The sequence below is a fragment of the Yoonia sediminilitoris genome (genome assembly GCF_003058085.1).
In the GTDB taxonomy this organism is placed as follows: domain Bacteria; phylum Pseudomonadota; class Alphaproteobacteria; order Rhodobacterales; family Rhodobacteraceae; genus Yoonia; species Yoonia sediminilitoris.
In genome coordinates this window covers 620,996-641,697 of sequence record NZ_QBUD01000001.1, presented here as the reverse complement: position 1 = coordinate 641,697, position 20,702 = coordinate 620,996, and the positions used below count along the sequence as shown (strand labels likewise).

Here is a 20,702-nt window from a genome sequence, read left to right as displayed (position 1 = left end):
CCACACTACCCCATTGCCCCCATCAATTCACGTCCGACCAGCATGCGGCGAATTTCGGATGTGCCCGCCCCGATCTCCATCAGCTTTGCATCGCGAAACAGACGGGCGACGGGTGCGTCATTCAGGAAGCCCGCGCCGCCCATGGCCTGCACGGCTTGGTGGGCCTGCTTCATCGCCTCTTCGGAAGCATAAAGACAACAGGCGGCCGCATCCTGCCGCGTGACGGTGCCGCGATCACAGGCGCGGGCCACTTCGTAGACATAGGCGCGGGCAGAATTCATTGCCGTATACATATCGGCGATCTTGCCCTGCATCAGTTGGAAATTGCCAACGGGTTCTCCGAACTGTTTGCGGGTACTGATGTAGGGCATGACCTCGTCCAGACAGGCGGCCATGATGCCAAGGCCGATGCCCGCCAAAACCACCCGTTCATAGTCAAGGCCGGACATCAGGACGCGCACGCCTTTGCCCTCTTCCCCCAGCACATTTTCGAATGGCACCTGCACATCGTCAAAGATCAGTTCGGACGTGTTTGACCCGCGCATGCCCAGCTTGTCGAAATGTGGCGAAGTGCTGAAACCGGTCATTTCCTTTTCGATCAGAAAGGCCGTGATCCCCTTGGACCCCGCATCGGGGTCCGTCTTGGCATAGACCACAAGCGTATCGGCATCGGGGCCGTTGGTGATCCAGTATTTGTTGCCGGACAGGCGGTAGTGATCGTTGCGCTTTTCAGCCCGCAACGACATGGACACAACATCGGAACCGGCCCCGGCTTCCGACATCGCCAACGCGCCCACATGCGCCCCCGAGATCAGACGCGGCAGGTATTTGGCCTTCTGTTCGTCGGTTCCGTTCAATTTGATCTGATTGACGCAAAGGTTTGAATGGGCACCGTATGAGAGTGAGACCGAAGCGCTCGCTCGCGCAATTTCCTCAATCGCGACCGTATGGGCGAGATAGGACATGCCCGCGCCGCCGTAAGCCTCGTCCACGGTGACACCCAGCAAGCCAAGTTCGCCCATCTCTGGCCAGAGTTCGGGCGGAAACATGTTGGATTTGTCAATATCGGTGGCCATCGGCTTGACCCGGTCCTGCGCCCATGCGTGGACCATATCGCGCAGCGCGTTCACATCCTCACCCAGATCGAACACCATTGAGGCGTGAAACATCGCACAGCTCCGCATTAATTGAACAGGTGTTCATTTGTAGGATGAGGTCTGCGCGTCTGTCAACTCACTTGCGACGCAAGACATAGCATCCAATACCGGCTCTCTTCAAATGACAGCCTTCGGCTGATGCCGGTCGCATTTGTATCACAGGCGCAGCCCATTTTTGCCCCGTGCCCAATTGACTGCCAGAGTCGCTTTCAATTGATAAGTTTGCATTCGCAGACTTTTCGCCCAAATAAAACCTGCCATAGGCAACCCGAAAACACATTTGCACGCAGCAATTAAAGCGTGTTTTTCGGCATTATGATCGACCAAAGCCAAGACTGCTGCCAGAAGCGAAACAGCTTGGCGATCCCAAGCCTATTTTAGAATGGCCCAAAAGTTTTTGTGGCTTTTTTGGCATTAACATCATGTTAATAAAAGATAATACGTAAACGAATTTCTATCGGTTTAGGTTTTTCAAGTTATGAAAATTAAACTTGCACTTGCTGCCGATTTTCTTGACATGCGCGCAAAGCGCGTCTGCTGCAACACTTAATTTTGTTTACGAAGGGTCTGCTGCAGGCTACCGCGCAGTTGCGATCGACGCAGCACCGGTGACAGTGGCTGGCGGTCAAACGCGTGTGCTTTCTGGCGGCTTAGTATGACCGACAGCACGCCGGGCGGGTTTGGCGATTTCGTTGCATGGTGTCTTGATATTGCGCCGTATTTGGGAACAACAGGTACACATGCATACGAGACGACAGAAACAGCCTTTAGTAACGGTGGCGTTTTGCTGGGTGATGCGGGTCTGTCGCGCATCGCTTCTGTCTTCAACGCAAACTACGGCTCTGATGTGACTTCAACGGCGAATAACTCTGCTGCATTCCAGCTTGCACTTCGGGAATCGGTTTACGACACTGACCAGCAGACCACCTTTGCCAGACTTCACATGCTTACGGGTCAGAGTGCAATTCGCCGTTTGCGGCGCCCTATTGCAAGCATTAGCAATGCCGTAGGCAAGAGCAATAGCCCAGCGGGCAACGGAATGGGTTCTATCGCAGTCACGCGAATCTCGTAGGACAGGCGGGCGTTGCTGGATGCAAGGACATCATCGCGGAAAGTCGGGGCGTCGCCATAAGCGGATGTCGCGACACTGGCATCCAAGAAGAAATCCTGCCGCGGAAACCGCGGGTATGTGCGTATCTCTTCAATCGTATCGATATCGGACCTGCGACCATTGCCGGTCTGGCCTTGTAAAATGTCCAGTGTTTCGGGCAGAAAGACCGACCGGTCATTCAGGAGCAGGTCACTTGATGCGGCGAACGATCCGTTGGGTCGCGAAGTGCCGCCATCGACGTCAACAAACCCCCTGACTTCGCTGAAGAAATCCAATTCATAGCTTACGCGATAGTTATCGTTCAGGGAGAGCAAGAGCACTTGCGAACGCGCAGAGTCACTGTCGCTTCGGGTGACACCGGGGAAATCATACTCAATATCGACCAGCGAATTCGCTGCAATGTCCACCTGAATCCCGTCACCAACGTCCAGTTCGACGATGGCAAAAGGGTCAATGATCGTTGTGCCATCAAGAAATCGAATGGTGGCGTTCCCACTGCCGCGTGTGTCAAAGATTGACGCCACGCCAAACCGGATCGGCACGGCCTCTGCCCTGTCAACAAAGACGGGTGTCATCAAAAGCGGCAGCGCAAGCGCGACCGATTTCGGCCATGTGAAACCCGGCAAGCCGCTTGTCAAAGCATCCAGTATAGAGAGGGGCAAGGCTGATTTCTCCTGCAATAGGGCTTTGCTGGCAACCATCTTTCCGGCTTCGTCGCAAAGCGGTTTGACGATGTCATTGGTACATGTCCCTAGCCTGCACGACTCTGTGCCGATTCGAATTGATTTTTGTCACGGCCCTCTCAAGCGCCGCCGTTGGGCGTGCTTGTTTTGTTGAAGCTCTTGCAGTTGCGCCGACCGTACCCGCCCGGGGTCTGAGGCGTCAGGTGGCCACGGCCGTCGCACCCTGAAACACTGCGCCCACCTCAGCTCGAATAATCCGCCCGATTTGGGCGCAGTCATCCAGACTGAATGTCAAAGGCAAGCGCATGTCGATGACACCGGCCAGCACCCGATCTGACGCGGGCATGCGCTCTGACGGGGCATAGCGCCAACTGTCGTAGCGTGACGTGAACCCGCTCGGTTCCGCGCCCCCGAACCATTTCAGCTCGACCCCGCGCGCATGGCAACGGGCGATCACATCGGCAACCGCCGTGGGTGACCAATCCAGCAAGAGGAATTGAAATGACGAGGCAACGAATTGTTCTTTGTCTGGGCGCGCAATCAACGAAAGCCCCGGCACATCGCGCAGGCCGTCCTCGACCGCATGATACAGCGCGTTCCAGCGCGCGCATTGGGTTTTCAGGTCGCGCAATTGCGGGCGCAGGATCGCGGCCCGCAGATTGTCCATCCGGCCGGAAATATTCGGGGTCTCGTATTTCAGTTGCGCGAATGTCTCGGGCGGGGGGGCGGCGCGGTGCCGGTCAAACAGCATATAGCTGCCCGACAGCATGATAGCGCGGGCCATCCCTTCGGTATCGTCGCTGACGAGCAGGCCACCTTCGCCAGAGTTCACATGCTTATAGGTCTGGGTGGAATAACAACCGAACCTGCCCCAGCGCCCGCTGGGCACGCCATCCCACGCAGCGCCCATAGTGTGCGCGCAATCCTCGATCACGGTCACGCCTGACCCCTCGCACAAGGCCATCAGCCGGTCCATATCGCAGATATGGCCGCGCATGTGGCTAAGCAGCAGCACGTTTGCCTGATCCAGCTTGGCGGCCAGATCATCCAGATCAATCACCAGATCGGGCGTGACCCCCACAAACACCGGGGTCGCGCCGACTGCCGCAATGGCGCCGGGCACCGGGGCCAGCGTAAAGGCATTGGTCAGCACGGCGTCACCATGCCCCACGCCACAGGCGCGCAAGGCCGTCGTCATCGCATAGCCACCCGACGCAACGGCCAGACAATATTTCGCGCCGACAGATGCGGCGAATTCTTCTTCCAAAAGCGCGGCCTCGGCCACCTCGCCATTCACGGTGTTATAGCGATGCAAACGACCATGCCGCATCACCGCATTTGCTGCTGCAATGGCGGCATCGGGGATCGGTTCTTGCTGGGTGAAACTGCCGGTGAAATTTTCTGTCATTGTGGAACTCTGTGGCGCACAGCAGGCGCGGTCAATAGGAAATTCAGCCTATCAGACGTGTTACAACGGGGCCAAGCTCTGTGTAGTGGTTGATCGTGGCTTCGGGATCAAGGGCAAGCACATCATCGCGACCGGGGCCAAAGGTGACAAGGACAGACGGGACCCCTGCGTTGCGCGATGTATCGCGGTCGGTGGCGGTATCACCCACCAAAAGCGAGCGTTGTGGGTCGCCACCCGCGCGGCGCACCGCCTCGAAATGATGTTCCGGGTCGGGCTTGCGCACAGGCAGCGTATCCGCCCCGATCAGCGACCCGAAAACGTCGCGCACGCCAAGGCTTGTCATTAACGCCTCGGCCAGCCCTTCCGGCTTGTTGGTCGCAATTCCCACAGCGTAGCCATTCGACCGCAGTTGCTCGACCGCGTCCATCGCACCGGGGTAAAGCGTGGTATGTGTGTGAATGTCCTCGGCATAGGCGGCCAGCAAAACGGGGTACTGGCGATCAACCTCGTCTTCTTCAAATCCGGTAACGCGCGAAAACCCGAGTCGCAGCATGGCGCGCCCGCCGCGCAAGGCTGTTGCGGCATCACGCTGCGCATCCAACAGATCGCCGAGGCCCAGCCCGCGAAAGCAATGATTGGCCGCCGCCACCAGATCGCCGCTGGTATCGGCCAGCGTGCCGTCAAGATCGAAGATAACTGTGCGCATGATTGCTCCTTTGTCCGCCCCCTTTCTGTAACGAAGCGTAAGGTGATGTGAAGCCCCTGCCCTTGTGATAATTGCAAACATGGGTAGAACGCGGAACAGCAAAACACGGGGCAGCAATGGACACGGCACTGATCATCCTTGGCGCAGGCATGGGCACGCGCATGAATTCGGACCTGCCAAAGGTGCTGCACCAGATCGCAGGCGCGCCAATGCTGGTGCATGCGATGAAATCCGGTGGTGCCCTGAACCCCGACCATACGATCATCGTGGCCGGTCACGGGGCAGTAGCGGTTGAAAAGGCCGCCAAGGCCTATGACGCTGACGCTATGATCGCACTGCAAGCCGAACAGCTTGGCACCGCTCATGCCGTGGCACAGGCGCGTAGCGCCCTGGACGGCTTCGATGGCGACGCCATCGTCCTTTATGCAGACACGCCGTTTATAAGCCCCGAAACGCTCGCCGCGATGAGTGCGGCTCGCCTGACCCATGATATTGTTGTGTTGGGGTTTGAAGCCGCCGATCCGGGGCGTTATGGCCGCCTGATCATGAAAGATGACCAGCTTGACCGGATCGTTGAGTTCAAGGATGCGACCGAAGATGAACGTGCCGTAACGCTTTGTAATAGTGGTGTTATCGCGGCGAACGCCCGGTCGCTTTTTGCGCTGATTGATGCTGTCGACAATAACAACGCGGCGGGTGAGTACTACCTGACCGATATCATCGGCATCGCGCGCAACAACGGCCTGAGCGCGACCGTCGTGCGCTGCGACGAGGCTGAAACGCTTGGCGTCAACTCGCGTGCGCAACTGGCCCAGGCAGAGGCGCAGTTTCAGGCCAAGGCACGCGCCGAGGCGATGGAAAATGGCGTCACCCTGTCCGCGCCTGAAACCGTCTATTTCGCCCATGATACCGTGATCGGGCGCGATACGATCATCGAACCCAATGTGGTTTTTGGACCCGGCGTGACGGTTGAAAGCGGCGCCACCATCCGGGCCTTTTCCCACCTTGAAGGATGCCACGTGGCGCGCGGTGGGGTCATTGGCCCCTACGCCCGCCTGCGCCCCGGTGCCGAACTATCCGAAGATGTGAAAATCGGGAATTTCGTTGAGGTAAAAAACGCCCAGATCGCTGAAGGGGCAAAGGTGAACCACCTGTCCTATATCGGCGATGCACAGGTCGGCGCCCGGTCCAATATCGGAGCAGGCACGATCACCTGCAACTACGATGGGGTTTTCAAACATCAAACGGTGATCGGGTCAGATGCCTTTATCGGCTCGAACACAATGCTGGTCGCGCCAGTGCGTGTCGGCCATGAGGCCATGACGGCCAGCGGGACCGTCGTCACCCGCGAAGTGCCTGATGGCGATTTGGCCATCGGACGCGCCCCACAAGAGAATAAGGCAAGTCTTGCCGTGAAATTATTTGAGAAATTGCGTGCCAAAAAGGCAAAGGGAAACTGATTTATGTGTGGAATTGTTGGTGTCTTGGGCGATCACGAAGCCGCCCCCATTCTGGTTGAGGCGCTCAAGCGGCTGGAATATCGCGGCTACGACAGTGCCGGCATTGCCACGGTCAATGACCTGAAACTCGACCGGCGGCGCGCGGTGGGCAAGCTGGTCAACCTGTCCGATCTGCTGGTGCATGAGCCACTGGCGGGGAAATCCGGCATTGGCCACACCCGCTGGGCCACGCACGGTGCACCCAATACAGGCAACGCCCATCCCCATAAGGCGGGCGGCGTGGCTGTTGTGCATAACGGGATTATCGAAAATTTCCGCGAACTGCGCGAATTTCTGGCCGCCAACGGCGTCCCTTTTGAAACTGATACGGATACCGAAACCGTGGCCCTTCTGGCCAACTACTACCTTGATCAGGGGCTTTCACCGCGCGATGCCGCCGAACAGACGATCGCTCGGCTTGAAGGGGCCTATGCCCTTTGCTTTCTGTTTGACGGCCACGACGACCTGCTGATTGCTGCGCGCAAGGGATCGCCCCTTGCCATTGGCCATGGCGACGGCGAAATGTTCGTTGGGTCTGACGCCATTGCGCTGGCCCCCATGACCGACAAGATCTGCTATCTTGAGGAAGGCGACTGGGCTGTTATCACCCGCAATTCCGTTGAAATTCGCGATGCGGCGGGACAAATCGCAAACCGCGACGTGCGCACGATTGCGATTGATACCGCCCATGTCGACAAGGGTGGCTATAAACATTTCATGGCCAAGGAAATCGCCGAGCAGCCCACTGTTCTACAGGGCGCACTGGCTCACTACATCAATGCCGAGGGCACCAATGTGACCCTGCCCGACCCCGGTCTTGATTTCGCCAAGGTCGAGCGGCTCACAATGGTCGCCTGCGGCACCGCTTATCTGGCCTGTATGGTGGCCAAATACTGGTTTGAGCAAATCGCGGGCTTGCCGGTCGAGGTCGATGTCGCCTCTGAGTTCCGCTACCGCGAACCGCCCGTCACACCGGGCACGGTTGCCCTGTTCGTCAGCCAATCGGGTGAGACAGCCGATACACTTGCAGCCCTGCGCTACATGGAAGGCAAAGCCGCCAAGATCGTTTCCGTCGTGAATGTCCCCGAAAGTTCAATCGCGCGCGAAAGCGATTTGCCGCTGCCCATTCTGGCCGGGACAGAGATTGGCGTGGCCTCGACCAAGGCCTTTACCTGCCAATTGACAACCCTCGCCATTCTGGCCCTCAAGGCCGCCCATGAGCGCGGGAAAATTAGCAGCACCGAACTGGCGGATAAACTGTCGAACCTGCGGGCCTTGCCCGGTATTCTGAACCTCGCCTTGGGGATCGAGGAACGCTCCAGCCAGATCGCCGCGAAACTGGCCGAGGCCCGCGATATCCTGTTTCTGGGCCGTGGCGCGATGTATCCCCTTGCCCATGAGGGGGCGTTAAAACTTAAAGAAATCAGCTATATACACGCCGAAGCTTATGCATCTGGCGAACTGAAGCATGGCCCTATCGCGCTGGTCGATCAACATGTGCCTGTCATTGTCATGGCCCCCACCGATGCGCTGTTCGACAAGACAATCTCGAACATGCAGGAAGTCATGGCGCGCGGCGGCAAGGTATTGTTGATCACCGATCAGCAGGGTGCCAAGATCGCGGGCGAAGGGGTCTGGGACACGCTCATCATGCCCCAGATTGACCCGTTCCTCGCCCCCATTCTTTATGCGGTGCCCGCGCAATTGCTGGCCTATCATACGGCCATCGCAAAGGGCACGGATGTGGATCAGCCCCGTAACCTCGCCAAGTCCGTGACGGTCGAATAATGACCGATGACAAAAAGCAGCCCATGACGCCAGCCAAGGCGATTGCAGCCCTGCGCGCGCTCGGTGATCCGGCCAAGGCGGCCGAAATGCACCGCTACCACAAGGTTGACCGCCCCTATCTGGGCGTTGCCAATCCGGCAATTGACGCGTTGGTGAAAGACTGGCGCGCTGCGGTCGATCTTGACCAGCGCCTTGCCTTGGCGCGGGGCCTTTGGAAAAGCAACATTCACGAAGGGCGCATCGCCGCTGCAAAACTGCTGACCCAGGCCAGGATCAGACCCGATGACAGTGGCGCATGGGATTTGATTTGTGAATGGGTGCCCAGTTTCGATGCATGGGCCATTGCCGACCATGCCAGCATCGCCGGGCAGAAGCGATTGGTTGCGGACCCTACCCGTCTGGACACAGTTGAGACATGGACGACATCGGACCACATGTGGACCAGGCGCGCCGCCCTTGTAATGACCCTGCCCTGGACCAAGCAGAACAACCCCAAACCAGAAGAACTGGCCGCCCGCGACCGCATTCTGGGGTGGGCCGCCGGATATGTGACGGATCATGACTGGTTTATCCAGAAGGCCGTGGGGTGGTGGCTGCGCGACCTGTCCAAGCATGACCCGGACCGCGTGCGCGCCTTTCTCGGTGCACACGCCGACCAGATGAAGCCCTTTGCGGTCAAGGAAGCGGGGCGCAAGCTGTCCCCGCTCTGACCTCAGCTTTCCTGACACTCCGGCACGGGGCTGATCACGGTGCCCTCGCGCTGGAATTGCAGCAGGTTGTTGACCGCCAGATCACCCATCGCCTTGCGCGTCTCGATCGTGGCACTGCCGACATGTGGCAACAGCGTCACCTGATCCATGTCGAACAATGCCTCTGGCACCTTTGGTTCTTCTTCAAAGACATCCAGTCCGGCGTTGCCAAGGCGGCCGTCCTGCAGGGCCTTGACCATTTCAGCCTCATCCACGACCGGACCACGTCCCACGTTGATCAGGGTGCCATCGGGGCCCAGCGCATCCATGACTTCGCGGTTGACCAGATGATGGGTCGTCGCACCGCCGGGTGTGATGCAGAACAGCACCTCAACGTCACGCGCCAGATCGACCAGCGACGGGTAGTAGCGATAAGGTGACTCAGGTTTCTTGTTGCGGGTGTGGTAGCTGATATCGGCATTGAAAACTGCCAGCCGCCGCGCCAATTCCTCGCCGATCCGGCCAAGACCCAGAATACCGACTTTGCGATCATCAACCGAATGGGTCAGCGGGGCGGAGCCTTTCAGCCATCCGCCACTGCGCACGAAGCGATCATCACGCACCAGACGTCGGCTGGTGGCAAGCCATAACAGAAGGGCCGTATTGGCCACTTCGGCGTTCAGAACGTTGGGCGTGTGCGTCACCATGATACCGCGCGCGGCACAATCGGCCGCGTCGATATTGTCATAGCCGACACCGTAGCAAGAAATCATCTTGACGTTTGGCAAGTGTTTCATGATCTCGGGCCGCACACCCCAGTGGCCATCAGTCAGCACGGACGGCATGTCGGCACCGTTGGCGGTCAGCCATGCCTGTTGGTCGTCCTGGTCGAACAGTTTGTGGATCGTGAAAACCTCTGCCAATGCGTCGCGCATCGGCGCAGACATGGCACCACCAATCACCAGAAGGTTGGGTTTATCTGCCATCATGCGTCCTGCCCGACTGTCTGGCGTTGCTGGCCAAGGCCTTCAATCGACAGTTCCATCACGTCACCCTTTTTCAGATAGACGGGGTTTGGTTTCATCCCCATGCCAACGCCCGGCGGTGTTCCGGTCGAGATCACGTCTCCGGGCTGCAGGGTGAACAGCCCTGACAGATGTTCGATGATCTGCGCGACGGTGAAAATCATCGTGTTGGTATTGCCTGTCTGCATCCGCTTGCCGTTCACATCCAGATGCATCGCCAGCTTTTGCGGGTCTGCAACCTCGTCCCGCGTGACCAGCCAAGGGCCGGTAGGGCCAAAGGTGTCGCAGCTTTTGCCCTTGGTCCAGTTGCCGGACAGCTGGGTCTGGAAATGCCGTTCGGACACGTCGTTGATCACGCAGTAGCCCGCCACATGGTCAAGCGCGTTTTCGGCACTGACATATTTGGCGGCAGTACCTATGACGACGCCCAGTTCAACCTCCCAATCGGTGTTGGTTGATCCGCGCGGCATCATCACCGTGTCATTAGGGCCTACGATGGCGGAATTCGCTTTCATAAAGAGAATCGGATGGTCGGGGATCTTGGCACCGGTTTCAGCGGCATGGTCGGAGTAGTTCAGACCGATGCAGCAGAATTTGCCGATGCCCCCGACGCAAGGGCCAAGGCGCGGATTGCCTTCCACCAAAGGCAGGCTCGCCGGATCAACCGCGCGCAGCTTGTCCAGCCCTGCGTCAGACAGCACATCACCCGAAATGTCATCCACAATGCCTGAAAGGTCGCGCAGATTGCCGTCAGCGTCCAGCATGCCGGGCTTTTCGGAACCCGTTTCACCATATCGCAGCAATTTCATGTTCTTCTCCCCTAAGTCAGCCGGACCAGCCGCCGTCGATGACGTGCGGCTGTCCGGTCGTAAATGCAGATTCGTCGCTGGACAGATACACGACCAACGCGGCAATTTCTTCGGCCGTCGCAACCCGGCCCATCGGCTGGCGCGCGACAAATTGTTTGTGTGCTTCTTCGTACGACCCCAATTCCTCGCCCAGCGCCTTGACGCGGTCGTGCCAGCTTGGGCTTTCTACCGTGCCGGGGCAAATGCAGTTACACCGAATGCCCTTGGTGATGTAATCCACTGCGACCGATTTCGTCAGGCCAATCACGGCCGCCTTGGTGGTGCCATAGATAAAGCGGTTGGGTGCGCCGATGATCGACGAACAGGCCGAGGACATATTGACGATGGACCCGCCCCCGCGCTCCAGCATGCCCGGCAGTGCCGCCCTGATCGTGCGGAACATCGCCCGGACGTTCAGATCAAAGGCAAAGTCCCACTCCGCATCCGTGGCATCCAGAACGGTGCCGTGGTGCACGAAACCCGCACAGTTGAACAACACGTCAGGTTGGGCTGTCGCAACCCCCTCCGCCACGCTGTCATCGTCACGCGCGTCCAGCACAAGGGTTGTTATCCCGTCACCCGACAAATCAGCCAAAGCGTCCGCATTGACGTCGGTGGCAAAGACATGCGCACCTTCAGCCGCCATCGCAAGGGCCGAGGCACGGCCAATCCCCTGACCTGCGGCTGTCACCAGCGCGCGTTTTCCTGATAGTCGCCCCATAGTATTTCCTTTCTTTGCCGACCTTGCCTTGCGCGAAGGTCTAATATGTTGCACGGCCGCCGGACAGGTCGAACACCGCACCGGTCGTGAATGAGTTTTCCGGCGACACCGCCCAGACGATCATACGGGCGGCTTCTTGCACCTCAAGAAACCGGCCACGCGGGATTTTCGACAGCATATAGTCGATATGCGCCTTACTCATCTGATCAAATATACGGGTGCGGGCAGCCGCAGGTGTGACGCAATTCACAGCGATATCCATGTCAGCCAACTCCTTGCCCAGCGATTTGGTAAGACCGATGACCCCCGCCTTGGAGGCCGAGTAAGCGGAAGCGTTCGGATTGCCCTCTTTGCCCGAAATAGATGCCACATTCAGGATGCGCCCATAGCCCTGCGCCTTCATCCCCGGCACGCAGACCTTGTTGACATAGAATGTGCCGGTCAGATTGATTTCGATCACCCTGTGCCATTCAGCAACGTCGTAATCTTCGACCGTGGCATTGGGTCCGGCAATACCTGCACTGTTCACAAGAATAGTTGGCACTCCAACTTGCGCACAGGTTTGTTCGTAGGCGGCCCGCAAGGCATCCAGATCAGTGATATCACAAGTGATTGCGGTTCCGCCGATCTGCGCCATCGCAGCGACATTTTCAGGGTCAACATCCCAGCTGACAACTTTGACCGCCTGTTCGGCCAGCAGCCGCGCAACCGCCAATCCTATCCCTTGGGCGGCGCCGGTAATGACGGCCGTTTGTCCTTGAAATTCCACGATGTCAGCCCCGGCCAACGAATGGCATATTCGTCGCCATCACAGTCATGAATTGGACATTGGCGTCCAGCGGCAGGCTGGCCATATGCAGGACTGACGCCGCCACATGGGACACATCCATCACCGGCTCGACCGCCATCGACCCGTCGGCCTGCGGCACCCCTTGGGTCATGGCGCGGGCCATGTCTGTCAGCGCATTGCCGATGTCAATCTGGCCGCAAGCAATGTTGAACGCGCGCCCGTCCAGCGACAGGGTCCGCGTCAACCCGGTGATCGCATGTTTGGACGTGGTATAGGCCGTCGACCCCCAGCGCGGCACATAGGCCGAGATTGATCCGTTATTGATGATCCGCCCGCCCTGCGGTGTCTGGTGGCGCATCAGACCGAATGCGGCACGGGCGGCGATGACCGCCCCCATGACATTGATATCAATGACGCGGCGAATGTCGGCGACGGACAATTCATCAATCGGCGCCCCGCCCAAGCTGACACCGGCATTATTGAACAGCGCATCCACCTGCCCCCAATGCTGTGCGGCCTTGCCGAATGCCGCATCCACGGCGTCTTCGTCGGCCACATCACATGGCAGCACCAGCGCGCCGCTGTCACCTGCCGTCTCAGTCAAGGGGGCCTCGCGCCGGCCGACCAGACCAACCTGCCAGCCTGCATCAATAAAGGCCTGTGCCGTTGCGCGCCCGATCCCGCTGCCTGCACCTGTAATGATGATTGACGGCATGTTCTATCTCCTCCTGACCACTTGCCCCAAACTTGCAATTTGGTATACCAAACGCAAGTCTATTGCGCAGCAAATCCGCGCATTTCCGGGAACGCCCGCCATCCCTTGAATGGAGCCATCGCTTGATCGAAGAACCCACCAAACTGACCATCCGTCAGAACTTTCCGCGGCCTACGCCTGCACAGGTTGACGCGTTTCGCGGCCTTCAGACCGGCTTTGTCTGTGACGCCATGGATGGCACAGGCGGCCTTGATACGGTTATTGGCCCGGTCGGTGGCGGCGGGGAATTGCCTGCCTCTGCCGTGGGGGTGGCGCTGGTCGCAGACAACGGACCCGAGGAAATTCTGGCCACTTTGGGTGCAATGCATATCATGCAGCAAGGCGACATGATTGTTGCGGCCACGAAGGGGTGCCAAAGCTGCGCCGCCGCGGGCGATATCTTTATGAATATGATGAAAAACAAGGGCGCTGCGGGCTTCGTCACCGATGGGGCAATGCGTGATTATGATGGTATCGTCGAGGCCGGCCTGCCTGCATGGTGCAACGGGCTGAACCCCAATTCGCCATTCGCCTATGGGCCGGGCCGTGTTGGATTTGGGGCCGTTGTCGGCGGACAGACGATCAATAGCGGCGACATCATTGTGGCCGATATCAACGGTGTTGTGGTGGTGCCTTTCGCCCAAATCGACGCGGTCATCGCGCAACTCGCCCGCATCAAAGAGGTCGAGGACGCACTGGAAGCGAAGGTAAGGGCGGGTGCTGCGGACACGTCAGCCATCGCGAAGATGCTGGAAGATGGCAGCGCGGTCATTGTGGATTAGCGAGCAGCCGAAAGTGCGCACTTGCATTTGATGGAATTCAACATGCGTGCTAGCCTGAAAAAGATTGAAACGACAGAGATGAAGCGATGACGGGGAAACGACCAAAACCCGCAACGGGCCTTTGTTGATGAGGGTCCATGCGCAACCCCAAAAGGTTTCTGACCAACAGACGCGCGCGCCGTCACAGTTCACCCAGTCAAGCTTGCAGTTGGCAGCTGACCAAAGTGCTGTTGTGCGCAAACTGACCACGCTGTCAAATCTGGCGAATGCCGGCGGCGTAGCACAGCGATATCCCAATTTGGATGGCACGGATCGGAAAGATGCATTGATCTATTCAATCAACGAGCGGGCATCCGGCGAAGTGATCTATGTGGGTCAAACCACCGCAGACAGGGATTGGGAAAGGTGGCGGGAACATATCACGCTGGATACTTGGGCGCCGTGGTATGTGGACTACAACCACTACGACACGCTTCCCAGAGATCAATGGGCATATGATCGCTTTGTTCTGGAAGAACTCAAGGACGTCACAAAATTTGAAACAACTGTGGCGGAACAATATTGGATGGAGCAACACCACGGCAACTTGTGGAATGATTCCACACCATGTTCGGCCGAAAACTTTGCAAAGAGATCGGTCAACCCCGCGCTCTATGACCCAGCCCGGATTGGCCTGACATCTAGCTGGAAACCCTCGTTAAAGGCAAAATAGCCCGCCAATCAGCACTGAAAGACTGCTATTTCGCAAAAACCGCTAATTCCGGCAGACTGGTCAGGGGCGCACCAATCAGGCGCATGGCGGCTAGGCTGATCTGACTGCCTGATCCTGCTGCCCCACCCGAAGGGCGTAGTTCGAGGTTGATGGATTGGCCCTGATATTCCACCCGGCCCTGTTTCAACTCGGTGACCAAGGGGGTTTTCAGCCAGATCCCCGGTTCGGTCGGTGGTCCAAGCGATGCGATTGTCGTGCCGAGGTTCTGTTCCGACGCAGACACCTGCACGACCAGCGCCTCTTGACGGTCTTCGGCCGTTGTCGTGTCGAACTGATCGACGGTGCGCGCGCTGGGTGGTGGTGGTGGTGGCGGTGTCGGGTCAAGGGTGGGTGCGGGAGCGGCCTCTGCCGGTGCGTTGGGCGTGTCAAAAATGCCTTGCATCGACGGCGAGGTGCAGGCGGCAAGGGCCACAAAGGGGAGGATCAGAAAAAGCTTTCTCATGGATGTGATCGTATGTCGCGAAATCTGCGCATGCAAGTTGCCGTTGGGTGGTTGCGCCCGCACCCGCCCGGCCATAGATTAACCGCATGAATGTACCCTTGATTGATCCCTTTGCCCGCGCCATTGAATATCTGCGTGTGTCCGTAACGGACCGCTGCGATTTTCGCTGTGTCTATTGCATGTCGGAAAATATGACTTTCCTGCCCAAAAAAGAGCTTCTGACGCTTGAGGAATTAGACAGGCTTTGTTCTGCCTTTATCCGGCTAGGGGTCAAGAAACTGCGCATCACCGGCGGCGAACCGTTGGTTCGGCGCGATATAATGACCTTTTTCCGGAGCATGTCGCGGCATCTGGACAGCGGGGCACTGCGCGAACTGACGCTGACAACCAATGGCAGCCAGCTTGCCCGGTTCGCCGATGACCTTTATGCCGCCGGTATCAGACGGGTCAACGTGTCGCTGGACACGTTGGACGATGAAAAATTCGCAAAGATTACCCGTTGGGGGCGACTCAACCAAGTGCTCAATGGCATTGATGCGGCGCAGAAAGCGGGCTTGCGGATCAAGATCAACACCGTCGCGTTGAAAGGCTTCAACGAAGATGAGCTTTTCACCCTGACCGACTGGTGTGCCGCCCGTGATATCGATCTCACCTTCATCGAAGTCATGCCCATGGGCGATCTGGGCAACGAAGACCGGCTTGGCCAGTATTGGGCGCTGGATGATTTGCGTGGTCGTTTGGCCGAACGATTTGCCCTGACGGATCTGCCCGACAACACCGGCGGCCCTGCGCGCTATGTCCGCCTTGAAGAGACGGGCCAGAAGATCGGCTTTATCACGCCACTGACCCACAATTTCTGCGAAAGCTGCAACCGCGTCCGGATCACATGCACCGGTGAAATCTACACTTGTCTGGGGCAGGAAGGCCATTCCGACCTGCGCGGCCCATTGCGCGCGTCCGAGGCCGACGCTGATCTTGAACAGGCGATCCACGCCGCGATCGCGCTAAAGCCCAAGGGCCATGATTTCGACTATTCACGCCAGCAGATCGACGGGCAAGTCAGCCGCCACATGAGCCACACTGGCGGCTAGCAGGTCAACGCACTCTCTAGGATCAGAGCTGAAGTTTCGCCCTGCCCTTGCTCTTTGTCGCATGATCGTTGGCGCTGACTGCCCGAAGCTGACCTATTTCACGGCTTGCGCGCGACGAAATCAATCAAGGCGGCCTGGCCCACATGGGCTGTGCCGGACTGTTGGTCGCGCTCATATATGGCACAACGCTCGACCGTCCAGTTGGGAAAACTTTCACGCAATTCCGCTTCGGTATACATATTTTCGGCGTATGGCGGACCACCGGTACCACGCCCGATTTGTTCGGGCCGATAGCCATGCAGCAAAAGGCGCCCACCGGGACGTAGCGCCGTGCTTATGTTGGCGAATTGTCGCAGCCGAAACGCCGGGTCTGCAAACTGGATGAAGATCGCGACAACCATATCGAATTGTCGCGACCAGTCCCAACTATCCCAGTCTGAAACGTGGGTTTCAACGCTGACACCAGCGGTCGTGGCTAGCGCATTTGCCCGCCCGACCGCTGTGGTTGATGTATCAAAACTGGTGACAGACATCCCTTGCTGCGCCAGATGAACGCTGTTGCGCCCTTCGCCGTCTGCCACACAAAGCGCGGTTGCACCGGGGATCGCCAGCCAAGGGTTTTCAGCCAGAACCGCAGCAGGCGCGGTTCCGAACAGGTAGCCATCTTTGCCGCGGTAGCGTTCTTCCCACATCAATGGACAGGCATCCGCTTTTCAACGATTTCCGCCCACCAGCTGCATCCGGCGGGGATCGCATCATCGTTGAAGTTATATTCAGGGTGGTGGACCGACGCCGTGTCGCCGTTACCAACCAGAATATAGGCACCGGGGCGTTCTTCGAGCATATACGCGAAATCTTCGCCACCCATGACCAACGGCGCATCTTCGCAAGCGCCAGCCACCGATCCTGCGACCTCTGCGGCAAACTCGGTCTGTTCTTCATGGTTCACCATGCAGGGATAGCCACGATAGTAGGTCACCTCTGCCTTGGCACCAAAGGCCGAAGCGGTGCCTTCGCAGATTGCCTTCATACGGGTTTCGGCCAGATCGCGCATTTCCGTGGACATGGTCCGCACGGTCCCCTTGAGTTCGACCCGCTGCGCAATCACATTGAACGCCTTGGACGAAGATTCGATCGAGGTCACGGAAACGACGACCTGATCAACGGGGTCCGCATTGCGGCTGGCGATAGATTGCAGGGCGGTGACGACATGTGCCGCAACAAGCGTGGAATCAACCGTTTCCTGTGGCTTGGCCGCATGACCACCTTTGCCTTCGATTGTGATGTCAAACTGATCGGTTGCGGCAAAAAATGCGCCGGGACGAATGGCAAAGCTGCCCACAGGGAGGCCTGGCCAATTGTGCATGCCGTACACTTCCTGAATGCCGAACCGCTTCATCATGCCATCTTCGCACATCTCGCGACCCCCGCCGCCGCCCTCTTCGGCGGGTTGAAAGATGACCACGACCGTTCCATCGAAATTGCGGGTTTCAGACAGGTATTTCGCAGCCCCCAACAGCATGGCCGTGTGCCCGTCGTGCCCGCAGGCATGCATCGCACCGTCGGTCTTGGACGCATACTCCAGCCCGGTCGCCTCATGGATCGGCAGCGCATCCATATCAGCGCGCAGTCCGACGACCTTGCCGGATGTGTCGGTCTTGCCTTTGATCACGCCGACAACGCCGGTGCGGCCGATCCCTGTTACGATCTCGTCGCAACCAAAGGCCTTGAGCTTTTCGGCCACAACAGCAGAGGTGCGGTGCGTTTCGAACAGGATTTCAGGATGCTCATGCAGATCACGTCGCCATTCAGTGATTTCAGGCAGGAGTTCGGCAAATCGGTTCTTGACGGGCATTTTGTTTCCTTGGTTGCTGTCATGTGGTTGCTATCAACATAACCCTCTGCTCGCAAAGTGCCAGAGGCTAGGGGTTGCTATAGGCTTGGACCCGGCACCAGCCTGCTGCCATCGGAAAAACGCGACAGCCGAAACCGCGACAGATCGTGCCCACTGTCCCGCCCCGACGCCAGCCGCGCCGCAATCCGCCCGATGGCAGGACCAATCCCGAACCCGTGACCGCTCAGCCCGGTGGCAATCGTTAGGCCCGGCAACGCATCGCAACGGTCCACAACCGGCACCACGTCGGGCAACACATCAATCATGCCCGCCCACGCCATTTTGATGGGGGTTGGCCCAACGCCCGGAAAAGTCGCGCTGAAATCGCGGGCCAGTTTGGCGACTTTCCTCGCATTTGGCGTGGGGTTCAAAACGCGCATGCGTTCAAAAGGGCTGATCCTGTCTGCATCCCACTGGCGCGGTGTTGACCACGCATCAGGATATCCCTTGGGGGCAGCAGGCAGGAAACGGGTGCCCCCGAAATCCTGGATGAGTTGCGGGGCAAACGGGCGCAGCGCCCGAAATGCATCAGGTCCGATGAACAGCTCGTGAAAGTCGCCTTGCGCAAGCGTATAGCCGCCATCTGCCCGTCTGCGCCAGGCAAGTCGGCTGTCAACGGCACCGCCATCATAGAGGTTGGGCAGAGCATCAGTCCGGGCGACGGTGGCCCTGACGGAAAGCTGCGGTAAGCTGATCCCATGCCGCCGCAAGAACAGCGACGACCATGCACCACCGGACAGCACAACGCTGTCTGTCTTGATCAACCCCTGTTCTGTCATCACCCCGGTGACACGCCCCGCCCCCCGATCAAGCGTGCGCACAGCGCAATCTTCGATGATGGTCGCACCGGCACGCACGGCGGCGCGGGCAAATGCGGGCACGGCCTGCCAAGGCTCTGCGCGCATGTCGGTTGGCGTGTAAAGCGCCCCTGCCCAACGGCGCGCCGCGTCCGGCATCATTTGCGCCACCTGTCCAGACGTCAGAATATGGCTGCTGACCTGAAATGCGGCGGCCTGATCGAGCCATCCCTGATATTTGTCCAGATCGGCCGCGCTGTCGGCAAGATAAAGCGTGCCGGTCTGTTGCAAACCAACGCTGCCCGCCTCTGCCTCGAGCTTTGGCCACATGGTCTGCGCTTCCAGCATAATGGGCAATTCTGCAAAATCGCGCCCCTGCGCGCGCACCCACCCCCAATTGCGCGATGATTGTTCACCTGCGATACGGCCCTTTTCCAAAAGCACCGCATTGATCCCCGCGCGGGCAAGTTCCCAGACGGTCATGACCCCGACGACCCCGCCCCCGATAACCACAACATCGGCTATGGTTGGCAAGGCCGCAGTAAACTGCGCCGGTTGCGCCGCATGAATGGGAAACATCAGTCGGCCAGCGATGTGACCAGCCTGTCGATAAAGGCTTCGCCCTGTTGGAACTGATCCACAGTGATAAATTCATTCGGCTGGTGGGCCTGTGCGATGTCACCGGGCCCGCAGATGATCGCGGAATAGCCGCGTTCCTGAAACTGTCCGGCCTCTGTGCCGTAGCTGACGACATTGGTTGAATTATCGCCGGTCAGACGGCGCACCAGTGCTTCGGCCGTCCCGTTTTCCTCTGGCTTGAGGCCCGGTACTGCGAAATATTGCTCCGCGACGATTCCGGCGTCAGGGTGGATCGCTTTCATTTCCGCCTCTATTTCATGCACTCTTGCCATAAATTTTTGCTGCCATGCATTTATGTCTTCGCCCGGCACAATCCGAAACTCAAATGCGAGGTGGCAGTCTTTTGCTGTAATGTTCTGCGCTGTGCCGCCGCTGATCTTGCCCACGTGCAAGGTGGTGTAGGGCGGATAGAAGTCTGCGGCCACCGGACCGGGGGTCGCCGCAGCATTGATCGCATTCTGTTCGTTTGCCCACATAATCAGTTTGGCGGCCTCCATGATGGCGCTGACACCCTCGGGAAGAAGTGAAGAATGCACCTCGAAGCCTTTGAAATGTATGCGATATCCGATGCCGCCCTTATGCCCGTTGACCAGCTTCATCATTGACGGTTCACCCACAATGACCGTGTCCGCACGTGGCATCCCCATGCTGACCATATGGTCGATCATCGGGGGTGCGCCGACGCAGCCGATCTCCTCGTCATAACTGAGTGCGATTTGCAGCGGTCGCTTGATTCCGCGCTCCAGCGCCAGAGGCACCGCAGACAGGGCAAGCGCGTCAAAGCCCTTCATGTCGCATGTGCCGCGACCGTAAAGCTTTTTGCCTTTCCGGGTCACGACAAATGGGTCGGTATCCCACGCCTGACCGGCCACAGGGACGACATCCGTATGACCGGACAAGACAACCCCGCCTTCAACCTGAGGGCCCACATGGGCATAGAGCGATGCCTTGTTACCATCACTATTATAAACGCGATTCGCCGCAACTCCATGCGCATCAAGATATTCCTCAACGAAATCAATCAACTCCAGATTGCTTTCACTGCTCACCGTGGGGAAGGCCACCAACCGGTCCATGAGTGCGCGCGCGTCCATCCGCATATTTGT

The 20,702-nt window shown here is 58.5% G+C and carries 20 protein-coding genes; 6 read left to right on the top strand and 14 right to left on the bottom strand.

Translation table 11 applies throughout. The annotated features are described in order from the left end of the window. Positions 1-5: 5 nt before the first annotated feature. The 4 genes from C8N45_RS03200 to C8N45_RS03185 all read right to left on the bottom strand — a co-directional run bounded on the left by C8N45_RS03200 (position 6) and on the right by C8N45_RS03185 (position 5,065). On the bottom strand, positions 6-1,169 hold the full coding sequence (locus tag C8N45_RS03200; RefSeq protein ID WP_108384735.1) for an isovaleryl-CoA dehydrogenase: 1,164 nt from the start codon (positions 1,167-1,169) through the stop codon (positions 6-8). Positions 1,170-2,111: 942 nt separating this feature from the next. After that, positions 2,112-2,930 carry a hypothetical protein gene (locus C8N45_RS03195; RefSeq protein ID WP_133175927.1) on the bottom strand — a complete coding sequence of 273 codons (819 nt, stop codon included), beginning with the start codon at positions 2,928-2,930 and terminating at the stop codon, positions 2,112-2,114. Between the two features lie 220 nt (positions 2,931-3,150). Beyond that, on the bottom strand, positions 3,151-4,359 hold the full coding sequence (locus C8N45_RS03190; RefSeq protein ID WP_108384733.1) for a DegT/DnrJ/EryC1/StrS family aminotransferase: 1,209 nt from the start codon (positions 4,357-4,359) through the stop codon (positions 3,151-3,153). A 43-nt stretch (positions 4,360-4,402) separates the two neighbouring features. Then, on the bottom strand, positions 4,403-5,065 hold the full coding sequence (locus tag C8N45_RS03185) for an HAD-IA family hydrolase (RefSeq protein ID WP_108385138.1): 663 nt from the start codon (positions 5,063-5,065) through the stop codon (positions 4,403-4,405). A gap of 116 nt (positions 5,066-5,181) precedes the next feature. On the opposite strand from C8N45_RS03185, the gene glmU reads away from it, so the two are divergent. From glmU to C8N45_RS03170, 3 genes are read left to right on the top strand one after another with little or no spacing between them, the layout of a single operon-like run. Further along, positions 5,182-6,525, top strand: a complete 1,344-nt coding sequence (gene glmU, locus C8N45_RS03180) for a bifunctional UDP-N-acetylglucosamine diphosphorylase/glucosamine-1-phosphate N-acetyltransferase GlmU (protein ID WP_108384732.1) — start codon at positions 5,182-5,184, stop codon at positions 6,523-6,525. A gap of 3 nt (positions 6,526-6,528) precedes the next feature. Continuing rightward, positions 6,529-8,352, top strand: coding sequence for a glutamine--fructose-6-phosphate transaminase (isomerizing) (gene glmS, locus C8N45_RS03175; protein ID WP_108384731.1), 1,824 nt, complete (start codon positions 6,529-6,531; stop codon positions 8,350-8,352). Between the two features lie 23 nt (positions 8,353-8,375). Continuing rightward, complete coding sequence (locus C8N45_RS03170) at positions 8,376-9,062, top strand: DNA alkylation repair protein (protein WP_108385137.1); 687 nt, start codon at positions 8,376-8,378, stop codon at positions 9,060-9,062. Positions 9,063-9,064: 2 nt separating this feature from the next. Here C8N45_RS03170 and C8N45_RS03165 read toward each other — a convergent pair whose 3' ends face one another. From C8N45_RS03165 to C8N45_RS03145, 5 genes are read right to left on the bottom strand one after another with little or no spacing between them, the layout of a single operon-like run. Next, on the bottom strand, positions 9,065-10,027 hold the full coding sequence (locus C8N45_RS03165) for a 2-hydroxyacid dehydrogenase (RefSeq protein WP_108385136.1): 963 nt from the start codon (positions 10,025-10,027) through the stop codon (positions 9,065-9,067). Beyond that, positions 10,027-10,875, bottom strand: a complete 849-nt coding sequence (locus tag C8N45_RS03160; protein WP_108384730.1) for a fumarylacetoacetate hydrolase family protein — start codon at positions 10,873-10,875, stop codon at positions 10,027-10,029. The genes C8N45_RS03165 and C8N45_RS03160 overlap by 1 nt, the downstream gene beginning before the upstream one ends. Positions 10,876-10,891: 16 nt before the next feature. After that, positions 10,892-11,635 carry an SDR family oxidoreductase gene (locus tag C8N45_RS03155; RefSeq protein WP_108384729.1) on the bottom strand — a complete coding sequence of 248 codons (744 nt, stop codon included), beginning with the start codon at positions 11,633-11,635 and terminating at the stop codon, positions 10,892-10,894. Positions 11,636-11,675: 40 nt separating this feature from the next. Next, complete coding sequence (locus C8N45_RS03150; protein ID WP_168769402.1) at positions 11,676-12,407, bottom strand: SDR family NAD(P)-dependent oxidoreductase; 732 nt, start codon at positions 12,405-12,407, stop codon at positions 11,676-11,678. A gap of 1 nt (position 12,408) precedes the next feature. Continuing rightward, positions 12,409-13,140: an SDR family oxidoreductase gene (locus C8N45_RS03145; protein WP_108384728.1), complete on the bottom strand. Its 732-nt coding sequence runs from the start codon at positions 13,138-13,140 to the stop codon at positions 12,409-12,411. A gap of 122 nt (positions 13,141-13,262) precedes the next feature. On the opposite strand from C8N45_RS03145, the gene C8N45_RS03140 reads away from it, so the two are divergent. Together C8N45_RS03140 and C8N45_RS03135 are read left to right on the top strand one after the other, a co-directional pair. Further along, positions 13,263-13,961 (top strand): RraA family protein, encoded by a 699-nt coding sequence (locus C8N45_RS03140; protein WP_108385134.1) that lies wholly within the window; start codon positions 13,263-13,265, stop codon positions 13,959-13,961. 232 nt (positions 13,962-14,193) lie between these two features. Continuing rightward, the gene (locus C8N45_RS03135) at positions 14,194-14,673 is read left to right on the top strand and encodes a GIY-YIG nuclease family protein (protein ID WP_168769385.1); all 480 of its coding nucleotides are present in this window, start codon (positions 14,194-14,196) and stop codon (positions 14,671-14,673) included. Between the two features lie 25 nt (positions 14,674-14,698). On the opposite strand, the gene C8N45_RS03130 is transcribed toward C8N45_RS03135, so the two are convergent. Next, positions 14,699-15,175, bottom strand: coding sequence for a D-galactarate dehydratase (locus C8N45_RS03130; RefSeq protein ID WP_168769384.1), 477 nt, complete (start codon positions 15,173-15,175; stop codon positions 14,699-14,701). 86 nt (positions 15,176-15,261) lie between these two features. On the opposite strand from C8N45_RS03130, the gene moaA reads away from it, so the two are divergent. Beyond that, positions 15,262-16,266, top strand: a complete 1,005-nt coding sequence (gene moaA / locus C8N45_RS03125) for a GTP 3',8-cyclase MoaA (protein WP_108384726.1) — start codon at positions 15,262-15,264, stop codon at positions 16,264-16,266. Between the two features lie 98 nt (positions 16,267-16,364). Here the strand turns inward: moaA and C8N45_RS03120 are convergent, their stop codons facing one another. The 4 genes from C8N45_RS03120 to argE all read right to left on the bottom strand — a co-directional run bounded on the left by C8N45_RS03120 (position 16,365) and on the right by argE (position 20,696). Further along, a complete protein-coding gene (locus tag C8N45_RS03120) occupies positions 16,365-16,958 on the bottom strand; it encodes an SAM-dependent methyltransferase (RefSeq protein ID WP_108384725.1) in 594 nt (197 codons plus the stop codon). Continuing rightward, complete coding sequence (locus C8N45_RS03115) at positions 16,958-18,121, bottom strand: M20 aminoacylase family protein (protein WP_108384724.1); 1,164 nt, start codon at positions 18,119-18,121, stop codon at positions 16,958-16,960. Before C8N45_RS03115 ends, C8N45_RS03120 begins: the two co-directional genes overlap by 1 nt. Positions 18,122-18,198: 77 nt before the next feature. Then, positions 18,199-19,536, bottom strand: a complete 1,338-nt coding sequence (locus C8N45_RS03110; protein WP_108384723.1) for an NAD(P)/FAD-dependent oxidoreductase — start codon at positions 19,534-19,536, stop codon at positions 18,199-18,201. Further along, the gene (argE, locus tag C8N45_RS03105) at positions 19,536-20,696 is read right to left on the bottom strand and encodes an acetylornithine deacetylase (RefSeq protein ID WP_375342457.1); all 1,161 of its coding nucleotides are present in this window, start codon (positions 20,694-20,696) and stop codon (positions 19,536-19,538) included. Before argE ends, C8N45_RS03110 begins: the two co-directional genes overlap by 1 nt. Between the last annotated feature and the right edge of the window lie 6 nt (positions 20,697-20,702).